Annotated in this window: 8 protein-coding genes; 2 read left to right on the top strand and 6 right to left on the bottom strand. The window is 62.2% G+C overall.

Translation table 11 applies throughout. From position 1 onward, the window contains the following. Positions 1-19 precede the first annotated feature (19 nt). From PXH66_RS11565 to rpsO, 6 genes are all read right to left on the bottom strand, one after another. On the bottom strand, positions 20-433 hold the full coding sequence (locus tag PXH66_RS11565; protein ID WP_330931644.1) for an acyl carrier protein: 414 nt from the start codon (positions 431-433) through the stop codon (positions 20-22). 60 nt (positions 434-493) lie between these two features. Continuing rightward, positions 494-3,826, bottom strand: a complete 3,333-nt coding sequence (locus PXH66_RS11560) for a TonB-dependent receptor plug domain-containing protein (RefSeq protein ID WP_330932371.1) — start codon at positions 3,824-3,826, stop codon at positions 494-496. A 12-nt stretch (positions 3,827-3,838) separates the two neighbouring features. Then, positions 3,839-4,852 (bottom strand): FecR family protein, encoded by a 1,014-nt coding sequence (locus PXH66_RS11555; protein ID WP_330931642.1) that lies wholly within the window; start codon positions 4,850-4,852, stop codon positions 3,839-3,841. Further along, positions 4,849-5,421 (bottom strand): RNA polymerase sigma factor, encoded by a 573-nt coding sequence (locus PXH66_RS11550; protein ID WP_330931641.1) that lies wholly within the window; start codon positions 5,419-5,421, stop codon positions 4,849-4,851. Before PXH66_RS11550 ends, PXH66_RS11555 begins: the two co-directional genes overlap by 4 nt. Before the next feature lie 278 nt (positions 5,422-5,699). Continuing rightward, a complete protein-coding gene (pnp, locus tag PXH66_RS11545) occupies positions 5,700-7,937 on the bottom strand; it encodes a polyribonucleotide nucleotidyltransferase (RefSeq protein WP_330931640.1) in 2,238 nt (745 codons plus the stop codon). A 385-nt stretch (positions 7,938-8,322) separates the two neighbouring features. Then, positions 8,323-8,586 carry a 30S ribosomal protein S15 gene (rpsO, locus tag PXH66_RS11540; protein ID WP_330931639.1) on the bottom strand — a complete coding sequence of 88 codons (264 nt, stop codon included), beginning with the start codon at positions 8,584-8,586 and terminating at the stop codon, positions 8,323-8,325. Between the two features lie 372 nt (positions 8,587-8,958). On the opposite strand from rpsO, the gene PXH66_RS11535 reads away from it, so the two are divergent. Together PXH66_RS11535 and PXH66_RS11530 are read left to right on the top strand one after the other, a co-directional pair. After that, positions 8,959-9,774 (top strand): ExeA family protein, encoded by an 816-nt coding sequence (locus PXH66_RS11535; protein WP_330931638.1) that lies wholly within the window; start codon positions 8,959-8,961, stop codon positions 9,772-9,774. Positions 9,775-9,794: 20 nt separating this feature from the next. After that, positions 9,795-10,805: a RodZ family helix-turn-helix domain-containing protein gene (locus PXH66_RS11530; RefSeq protein ID WP_330931637.1), complete on the top strand. Its 1,011-nt coding sequence runs from the start codon at positions 9,795-9,797 to the stop codon at positions 10,803-10,805. Positions 10,806-10,847: the final 42 nt, after the last annotated feature.

Raw genomic sequence — 10,847 nt, 5'->3', positions numbered from 1 at the left:
CGGCGCGGGTGGCCGGAGGTCAGCGCGTTTCCCGCAGGGCCCAATTGCCCAGGAGGAGTTCCTCCGCCGTTGGCAAGGGGAGTCCGCGGGCTTTGCACGCAATGAAGGTTTTGACTTGGCCGAGGGTGCAGAGGCCGCGGAGCTCCTCGGCCGAGATGTTGATGCGAAACACGTCTTCGGTGAGTAGGATGATCTCCATCATGGTGAGTGAATCGAGACCGAGGTCTTCACTGAGTCGCAACGTGTCGTCGGCGTCGCGGAGGCGGGGACGCAGGTCGGGCTCCACGAAACGTTCAATCACACCGGTGACAATCAAGGGCAGGAGGTGGGTGTCGCCGTGATCTCGATACGCGAGGGCGGCGGCAACAACCTCGGGACGGCAACGCTTGAGCGAGTCCCGCAGTTCTTCGTTCGATAGGGCAGGTGCAGACATGGTCACCGCCCACGACAATCCGGTCCGGGCAATCCGCTACCCTGCCCGTGGCCTATTTTTTCAAAACTCGGCGGTGATCGAGAGCGAAAACGTCCGTCCGCGCCAATCGCCGTAAGGCTGCACGCCGGTCGCAACGTAGCCGTAATACGGGTAGCTGTTCTTGAACACGTTGTTGATGCGCAGCTGCCCTTTGAGCCCGTAGCGGGAATCGGCGGGGAGCAACCAGTGGCCGAGGTCGGCCTGGGTATAAAAGTCGGTCTGCCAATAGGGATCGATCGTGCGTGCGCCCTGTTCGGCCCATTCGGTCTCGGGCAGGCGGCGGGAGTGGAAATACTGTCCGTCCAGCCCCATGGCAAAATGAGCGTTGGACCAACCGCCGCCAAAGGTGGCCCGATATTCCAGCAAGCCGGCGGCGGAACCGCTGGGGTCGCGAATCTCATCGATCTTCGGATCATCCGGATAAATCTCCCGATCGAAGCGTTCAAAATACACCACCCGGCTGCGCAGGTCGAACGTGCCGCCAAACACGTCACTGCGCGCAAAGTCGAACGTGGCCATCCAGTTCTGCGAATGGCGGCCGGCGAGGTTGCGGGCGGTGGTGAAGAGCTTGTCGACCCGCCCGGCGGCAAACGGATCGCCGGGGGCGCGGGGAGCACGCTGCACCAATTCGGGGAAGTATTCCTCCAGATTCAACACGGCGACGCTGTCGTTGAGGCCGACGATTTCGTTCGTTTTTTGGGTGTCGAAAAAATCGAGGGACGCGCGGATGCGATTGCGTTCCCCGGTTTCAAAAATGATGCCGACCGTCTGCGTGATCGATGATTCGCTCTGCAGGTCCGGGTTGGTGCGGGAGCGGACTTCGATGTCGTATTCCTCGTCGTTGCGCCGGGGGTCTTTGATGGTTTGGAGATTCACGCCGCCGCCGGTGCTGATGCCATTGCCGAGCTGCTGACTCATCAGCGGGGTGGGAAAGCGATTCGACGTCGTGAAACTGCCCCGCACCGTCACGCCGTTGGCCAGCGCCATCTTCAAGCCCAGGGTGGGGGCGATGTTGGTTTCGGCCGAGGTGTCGGCGATGACGAAGCGCGTCGCCAAATCGGTTTCGATGGCGTTGATCCACGACGGTAGTCGGGAGCGGGGAAACAGAGGGGCCTGCAATTCGGTGAAGACACTGACCCGCTCCAGCGTGCGCCCTTGCCAGCGTTCCGGGGGGCGGGCGAGCGTGCCGTCACCATAACGAAAGTTGCCCTCGTAGTCTTTCAGCGTGGCGATGCGATAGTCGGCCCCGATGTTGAACACACTATTGCCGGTGGGGAGATGAAGCGCGTCGTGGGTGAGGCGGAAAGCGCCATCGAGCGTCTCATAATCGCCCACCGTCACAAACTGGCCCCGACCACCGGCGTAGATCAGCACCTCATCGTAGTAGGCTTGCGGTGGACCGAAAACTTGCGTGTCCCGCAGCGGGTTGTAGTCGCCCCGATCGACGAGATCCTGCCAGCGGCCCCGGTTCCAATCTTCGACGCCGCGGTAGCGGGTGGCGCTGTGGGCATATTGCAGGTCGATCGCCATCTTGAAATCCCAGGGCAAGGTCATGAGCGCGCTGCCGACCAAAGAGTAGAAATCCAAGATGGCCTCGTTGTAGTCCTGACCCAGCTCGACCGGGGTATCGAACAGCGAGACGTTCACATTCCGATCAAACGGATTGAGCGGGTTGTCGCGCGCCAGAAACAGATCGGCCCGGAACACATCGAAACCGCGGTTGATAACGGTCGACGAGTAGGCGGCATCGAAGGCCAGTTCGAACCAATCGCTGGCCTTGTAGAGTGCTGACGCGAAGAACAACTCCCGGCTTTCGTGGCGACCGTAGGGTAGATCGACGCCGTTGTTCGCACTGGCGAGGGTGCCGGGGGAATCATACAAATCGTAGTTGCGGTGGCCGGCTCGGTCCGCGAACGCCGCCAACCCGCCGGTGCCGTCGGCGCCCGGCGCCACGGAAGTGACCCGGGTGGACGAGTCGGGAAACAGGGAACCTGCGCCGTTGAGCCGCACGTTGGGCGTGGCGCGATAAAGTTCGTCCTTGTCCGGCACGGATGTGGTGGCGTTGTCGCGCACAAATTTCAGCTCGGACTCCGTGGCCGGGGTGGTCTCGACGAAGTTGGCGTTGAGCCGCAGACTGATTTTTCCGTCGAGCAGGGATTGGCTGTGCAGGAGCGACATGGAGGAATTCGGCGCGCTGTAGCCCTCGGTCGCATCGGTGTAGGTGGCGGTGACCTCGGTGACGGTTTGCAGGTTGTCGGGGCGCAGCAGGATATTGATGACGCCGCCCACGGCGTTGCCGCTATACAGGGCGGAGGCCGATGCGGGCAGGACCTGCACCTGTTGCACCAAACTCAGCGGGATAAAATTGACGTCGGGGGCCTGGGGGCCCGAGCCGGCGGTGAGCACCTCGGGGAGACGGCGTCCGTTGACCAACACCACGGTTTCATCCGTGGCGAAACCCCGCAGGGAGAGATTGGAGCTGCCGGTGCTGAAGTGGCTCGAGTTGTTGAGACTTTGCTCGGGAGGCAGGGAGGTGGCGTCCGTATCCAGTAATTCGCGACGCAGAAACTCGTTCAGGTTCACCACCCCGCTGCGCGTGATGCGATCGCGGTCGTAGATGATGAAGGGCAGCACATCGTTGGCGGTGCGGTTGAGGTCGAGGTTGCCGCCGGCCTGGCGGGGCCCCCAAATGGTGGGACCGGGATCGAGCGGACCGCGGCGATTGAGGCGGCCTTCGACGATGACCGGTTCCAACTGGGTGGTGCCTCCGGCCGGAAGGAGGATGGCGGTCCGCAGATAGGTGCGGTCATTGGCCGTGACGTTGACGTCGTTGATGTGCAAGGGGTGAAAACCGTCGCGGCTGGCGATCACGAGATACGACCCCGGGTTGATGTCATCGAAACGAAACTCCCCGTGGCGGTTGGTGACGGCGACGCGACGAAGTTCGGGAATGATGACGCGCGTGCCGACGAGCGGTTCGCTGTTGGCTGTTGCAATACGTCCCACCAATGCACTGAGCGGCCGCGGAATACGGGTGATGATAAAATGATCGTCCCGGAGGCGGGCGCCGAAACCGGTGTCGCGGAGGAGCCGGGTCAACGCATCGGCGGGTTCCAGTTCGCCGAACACGGCGGTCGATTCGGCATCCTGCAGCTCGTTGGGATTGTAGAGCAGTCGGGACTTGGATTGTTGCGTGAAATCCGCGAGAGCGCGATCGGCCGATTGCGCGGGAATATTGAATGGTAAGGGAGTCGCCCCCAACCCCGAGCCCAAGGCGAGTAAAACCAACCAACACCAAATGGCCCGACGGTGGAGACCGGCGGGCGAGGGGTAATTAGGGACTGGGGACACCATTCGCGGGTTACATTAGTTTCGGGGCACGACGCGGTAGGTGCCACTGGGGTCGTGGATCACGTTGACGGGTCTGAGTAGTTCGAGGTCCTCAAAAAACACTTCCAAATCGTCGAGACCGTAGCGACCGGCGAAAGGTTCATTCGACACTTCGGGGGCCGCGCTGATGCCACGTCCATGGTAGTAGGCAAAGCGGGCCAGCAACTCCCGGAGGGAAATGTTGGTGGAAACGATTTCGCCCTCCCGCCACGCCAGCACATCGAGAATATCGGCGGTGGTGAGATGACGACGCACCGGGACGCCCACCTGGGAGGTGAGTTGATCGCCGGCGCGCAGCACGTAAGGCGTGGTGGCGGGGCGGGAATTGTTTTCGCCGAGATGCACCTGCACGGAGCCTTCGAGGACGGTGACTTCGATTTCTCCGTCGGGGGCGGTGCGCACATCAAAGGCGGTGCCCGTGACGCGGACGGCGCCGGCCGGCGTTTCCACGATGAAGGGACGAGACGCGTCCTTGGTGACTTGGAAGAATGCCTGCCCCGTGGCGAGGCGCACGCGGCGTTCGTGTTTCGTCTGCTCCACCACAATGTTGGTATGGGCATTCAAATCAACGACGGTGCCGTCCTCGAGCGTCACGGTCTGACGCTGCGCGATCGGCGTGGCGATACTCTGCGGGCCGACGGCATCGGCGGTTCCGGTGGTGGCAATGATGGTGATCGCGGCGGCGGCGGCCACGAGCCCGGCGGTGAGCCACCCCAGGGCCCCGGTGCGCCAAGAACGACGCACCGGGTCTGGGTCGACCGCGGGCATGGTGACGTTGCCCGCGGCGACCAGAGCAGGGAGCTGTTGCTCCAAGTCGGAGGAAATTTGGCAATATTCGGCCAATGTTTCGCGGTGACGGCTGTCGGCTTCGAGCCAGGCTTCGAACGCCGTGCGGTCGGCGGCGCTCATGCCGTCGCCTTCGAGCCGGGCCGCCCATAGCGACGCCGCTTCCTCGATGGAAGAATCGGAAGGTGAAGGATTCGTGTTCATTGGTCGGCGGAAAAAAGGTTCTCGTGGTCAGTATCGGCGCGGGCGGCCATGGCGGCTCTCAGTAAGCGCAGGGCGCGGGCGTGTTGCTTTTCGACGGTGCTCACGGCGATGCCGAGGCGATCCGCGATGTCGCGGTGGGAAAGGAGTTCGACTTTACGCAACAGCAGCACGTTGCGGCAGCCGGTGGGAAGTTCGTTGATGGCCTCACGGAGCATTTCGAGTTCCTGACGGGCCATGACCTGACGGGTGACATCGGGAGACTGGGCCGCCGCCGTTTCGAGTGGAGCGTCCGTCGGCGCGATGGGGGAAATGTCGCGGCGTTTGAGGCGGTTGATGGCGAGGCGGCGGGCCGTGGTGTAAAGCAGTGCCTCGGGTTTGTGCGCGGGTTGCCGATAGATGCGGGCGTAGGCGTCGTGCGCGATTTCCTCGGCTTCGGCGTGATTGCCGAGCAGGCGGCCCAAGTAGCGACGCAAGGGCGACAGCGTCGATTTATATAACCGCGTAAAGTCTCCGTCGGGAGTAGGCGGTTTCGTTTCCTCATCCGGGGGCATGTCAGAGGGGTTTTTCACCGGTCGACAGTTTTGCGGAGGAAGGAAATTTGGCAACGGCATTGAAGGTGGAGCACGCACGATTATCCGACATGACACCCCGGGTGCTGCTACCCGCTATTAGCTTTCGGAAATTAGTTTAAAATTTCCGGGGGGTTCTATCCAGACGACGGATAGTCTGTTTTAGGCCCTGCGCCGCAGGGGAGTGAATGGGGCCGTTTTTCGGGCATGAAAAAGCCCGCGTTCGGGAGAACGCGGGCTGGTTGTAACCGGGTAACGGTTACGGAATGAGCGGGAGCTTACTCCGACTTGGGCTCTTCGGCGGCGGGGGCCTCTTCGGCCGGTGCTTCCGGAGCCGCTTCGTCGGCGGGGGCTTCAGCCGCGGCAGCCTTTTGAGCTTCGAGGTCGGCGAGGGCGGCCTTGCGGGAGAGACGCACCTTCTTGGAACGCTCGTCGATGCCGATGCACTTGACCGTGATCGAATCGCCGACCTTGCAAACGTCCTCGGTGCGGCGCACGCGGAAGTCGGCCAGCTCGGAGATGTGGCAAAGGCCTTCCTTGCCGGGGAGGCATTCGACGAAGGCGCCGAACTCCTTGGTGCCGGTCACGCGGCCCTCGTAGATCTTGCCTTCTTCGATTTTGCCACCGGGTCCGCCACCGCCGCAGAGACCGTCGATCTCTTGCACGGCGCGGTTCATGGAATCGCCATTGTTGGAGTAGATGAACACCTTGCCGGAATCGTCATCGGAGATGTCGATCTGGGCGCCGGTGGTCTCGACGATGCGACGGATGGTCTTGCCACCGGGGCCGATGAGGAGACCGATCTTCTCCGGATCGATTTGGATCGTCTGGATGCGCGGCGCGAAGGTGCTCAGCTCCTTACGGGGAGCCGGGATGGATTCGAGCATCTTCTTGAGGATCTCGATGCGGGCATCGCGAGCTTGGAAGATGGCCTGTTTGGCGATCTCGAAGGGCAGACCCTTGATCTTGAGATCGAGCTGGAAGCCGGTGATGCCAGCGGTGGTGCCGGCGAGCTTGAAGTCCATGTCGCCGAAGTGGTCTTCCTCACCGAGGATGTCGGTGATGGTTTCCCACTTGCCGCTGAGGGAGTCCTCGGGCTTTTCGGTGATCAAGCCGCAGGAGATACCGGCGACGGGAGCGATGATCGGCACGCCGGCGTCCATGAGAGCCAAGCAACCGCCGCAGATCGAAGCCATCGAGGTCGAGCCGTTGGAGGCCATGAGCTCGGAGACGACGCGGATGGAGTAGGGGAACACGTCCTCGGCGGGCAGCACCGGCACGAGCGAACGCTCGGCGAGGGCGCCGTGACCGATCTCGCGGCGGCTTTGGCCACCGAAACGACCGGCTTCACCAACGGTGAAGGGAGGCATGTTGTAATGGAGGATGAACGACTTGGACGTCGCGCCACCGGTGAGGCCGTCCATGGACTGGGCTTCCTTGGTGGGGCCGAGGGTCGTGATGACGAGGCCCTGGGTGTCGCCGCGTTGGAACAGGGCGGAACCGTGCACGCGGGGGAGGACGCCGACTTCGCAGTCGATCTGGCGGAGATCCTTGGGACCACGGCCATCGGCGCGGGAACCCTTGCCGAGAACGGTTTGGCGGTAGGCCTCTTCCTGGAGGTCTTCGAAAACGACGGCGAGATCGACATCGGTGCAGGTGCCTTCGCCGAGCTCGGCGTCAACGGCGGCCTTGGCCTCGTCTTTGATGACCTTGAGGTTGGCGTTACGAACCGGACGGTCGAAGCCGAAGATGGCGGGACCGACGCGGTCGCCGGCGACGCGCTCGATGATGGCGCGGGCTTCCGGGGAAGCTTGGACGAGGTCGAATTCCTTCTTGGCCTTACCAGCGGTGGCCTTGAGCTCTTCGATGGCGGTGATGATCGGTTGGATGGAAGCCTGACCAAACTCGAGGGCTTCGATGAAGCGCTCCTCGGGGATCTGATCGGCGGAACCTTCGATCATGAGCATCTCGGTCTTGGTGCCGACGTAGATCAGGTCGAGGGAGGAGGAGAACATCTGCTCGACGGTCGGGTTGGCGACGAACTCGCCATCGATCTCAGCCACGCGCACGGCGCCGATCGGGCCATTCCAAGGAATGTCGGAGATGGCGAGCGCGGCGGAACAGCCGTTTAGCATGAGGATGTCGGACTCGTGAACTTGGTCAGCCGACAGAAGGAGACCGATGAGCTGAACCTCGTTGAGGAAACCCTCGGGGAAGAGCGGACGGCAAGGACGGTCGCAGAGACGGGAGGTGAGGATTTCCTTCTCGGAAGGACGACCTTCGCGTTTGAAGAAGCCACCCGGGAAACGGCCGGCGGCGGAGTATTTCTCACGGTAGTCAACAGTCAGGGGGAAGAAGTCCTGGCCGGGGCGCATGGTGGTGGCGGCGGTGGCCGACACGAAGACCTTGGTCTCGCCCGAGGTTACGGTGACGGCGCCGTTGGCAAATTTAGCCATGTCGCCGGTGGTGAACTGAAGACCCATACCCGGGACTTCGACGGTTTGTTTGTTATTCATTATCTTAACGGATGTCGCGTGTTGCGGACGGAAAGAACCACGCCGCAACACGCAGCGAACGGGTTCAAAAGGGAGTAGGAGTGTGCGCCCGGATCACGACGCACGAACGCACGAAGCGTTCGGACAGGCGGATGGGTGAGGGCGAAACTCGGGGTTGGAAGGAGCGGTAGCCGCTCGCGGGAATCTCCGATCTGGTTCGAGAGATTTCGGTGTGACGCCCGGGGAAGGGAGTCGGGCGTAAAGCCCGACCCACGAATGAAGAGGTGGGTCGGGCTTTAGGCCCGACAAACGAGCAGCAGACAGAAATGTCCCGATGGGAGAGGAACGCGGAGGCGGAAAAGAACAACGGGCGACTCCGATGAGGGAGTCGCCCGTGGAAAGGGGATTACTTGCGCAAGTTGAGCTTCTGGAGGAGCTCCTGGTATTTCGCGAGGTCGTGACGTTTGACGTAGTCGAGGAGCTTGCGGCGGCGGGAAGCCATTTGCAGCAGGCCACGACGGCTGTGGAAATCCTTGCGGTGCGTGCGCAGATGCTCGGTCAAGTGATTGATCCGGGCGGAAAGGATGGCGATCTGGACCTCGGACGAGCCGGTATCCTTATCGTGGGTTTTGAACTGAGCGATGATTTCTGGTTTAGCGACGGTAGACATTGGTTATTAGTAAGGTTGCATAACTGTAGGGGGCTTATTGGGCCCCGTGGTCTCCGCGTCTAACACAGCGCTAACTGTGCCATCAGCCGAAACCACCGTTCCAATCCCGCAGAATGCGGAACCAGTCATGGTGTCACCCCGCAACCGGCGGAGTTTCACTAACGCAAGGGGCCACATTCCAAAACGTGGCGCGGTCCTGCAAGCGCTTTTTTCAGCGGAAATTACCCCCTTGATGGCCATGGGTTTAGTCAGCAAAGGAATGGTTCACGAGCCGGACGGTGGCGTCAAAACTTCATCAAAGACAAGTTCTTGCGCGTGAGGGCGGGTGGTTTTGGCGTGCGTTTGGGAAACTTACCCCCTAGCTACCGCCTCATGTATCAGAGTTATTACGGCCTCGAGGAGATGCCGTTTAACATCACTCCGGACCCAAAGTTCCTGTATCTGAGCCCCACCCACCAGGAGGCGCTGCAGCACCTGCTGTATGGGTTGCAGGAGCGCAAAGGGTTCATCGTGCTGGTGGGGGAGGTGGGCTGCGGCAAAACCACGCTCTGTCGTCGCCTGCTCAACGAGATCGAGGACACGCACTGGGACACGGCGCTGATTCTCAACCCGCGCATCAACGAGACCGAGATGCTCAAAGCCATTTTGGGCGAACTCGGCGAAGCACCCCGCGACACGGGACTGCACGACTTGATCGCGCAAATGCAGTCGGTGTTACTGCAACGCATCGCGGATGGTCGCGAGATCGTGCTGATCATCGATGAAGCCCAAAACCTGTCGTTTGAGGTGCTCGAACAGATTCGGCTGATTTCCAATCTGGAAACCGACAAACAGAAGCTTCTCCAAATCGTTCTCATGGGGCAGCCGGAGTTGAAGGACATTCTGGCCCTCCCGGAGCTCCGCCAATTGCGCCAACGCATTCTGGTTCACTACGAGCTCAAGCCGCTGACCCGCCACGATGTGATGCACTACATCGCTCATCGCCTCACCTTGGCCGGGAGCGAGGGGCGGCCGTTCTTCACCGGGTGGGCGGCGCGGAAGATCCACCGCTATTCATCCGGCATTCCCCGGATCGTGAACAATGTTTGCGATAAGGCTCTGCTGGCGTCCTTTATTCGCGAGTCCGACGAAGTCAGTTACTGGGATGTCAGACGGGCGATCAAGGACGTCAAAAAACTCACTTTCTAGCCTCCAGCACCAACCGAACCATGTCCCTGATCAACGAGGCCCTCAAGAAAGCGCAGAAGCAACGCCAGGACGAAGCAGCTGCGGCCTCCGGCAAGATCGCCGCACCGGGACTCGGGCAGCCGACTGCGCCGCCGCCTCCACCTCCGCCTCCGGTGATCGCCCCCGCCTCGGCGGCACCGGACCCCGACCCCGAGCCCAGCCCGATGGTGGCGGCGCGACAGAAAAGAGGGGCAAATGGCGGTATCCTGCGATTCGCCGCCATGGCGTTAGTCGCCGTGGTGGTGATCGGGCTGGTCATCACGTTTTGGGGCCGGGACGGCGAAGCACCTGCGGTCTCGACCACGGTGGCGGTGTCGGATCCCCCACCCACGGCCGAGGTCGTGGAAGCTCCGGTGGCGGTAACCATGGCCGCCCCCGCTCCCGCTCCGAGTGACCCCGCGACTCCTCCGCCGTCGCACGCCGACTCTTCCGTCACCGAAACAATGGTGGATCAATCGGCCACGCCGCCCGCCTCGATCGAGGTGCCGGCTCCCGGTCCGGACACGTCCGACGCGCCGACCCGGGGGGCGATTCCCGTTCGAACCGACTCCGTCCCTCAACCGGTGGTCACGACGGAGAGCTCGCGGTATCCGCCTCCTCCGGTGAACGTGGCGATTAACCCGGCTCCGGCGTCGAGCCCGACCGCAGAACCGGTGTCGACTCCATCGCCGCAGCCACGTAGTCCCATGACGCCGGCGGCGTCCGGATCGGTCACGATTCTCAGTCAGGCCGAACTTCAAGCGACGGCCCGAGCGGTGCCGAGCAGTCAGCCGTCCCTGGCACCCAGCGAAGCGGTATTGAACTACTTGGAGCGTTCCCGGGTGACGGGAGTTCGAGCTTCGGCGACGGACCCCAAAGTGCTCATGAATGACCGGGTGTTCCGGCTCAACGACGTGGTCGATCGAGACTTGCAACTACGCGTGATCGAGATCGATCCGCGACAGCTCAAGTTCCGCGATCCGCAGGGCTACGTTTATACGAAGTCGTTTTGATCGACCGGACGGTCGCCGTCGACGATGCACGGGTCCCACCCG

The organism is Synoicihabitans lomoniglobus, from assembly GCF_029023725.1.
Taxonomy (GTDB): Bacteria; Verrucomicrobiota; Verrucomicrobiia; order Opitutales; family Opitutaceae; genus Actomonas; species Actomonas lomonigloba.
Note: the sequence above shows the minus strand (reverse complement) of the source record. Positions and strands in the feature narration are given on the sequence as shown.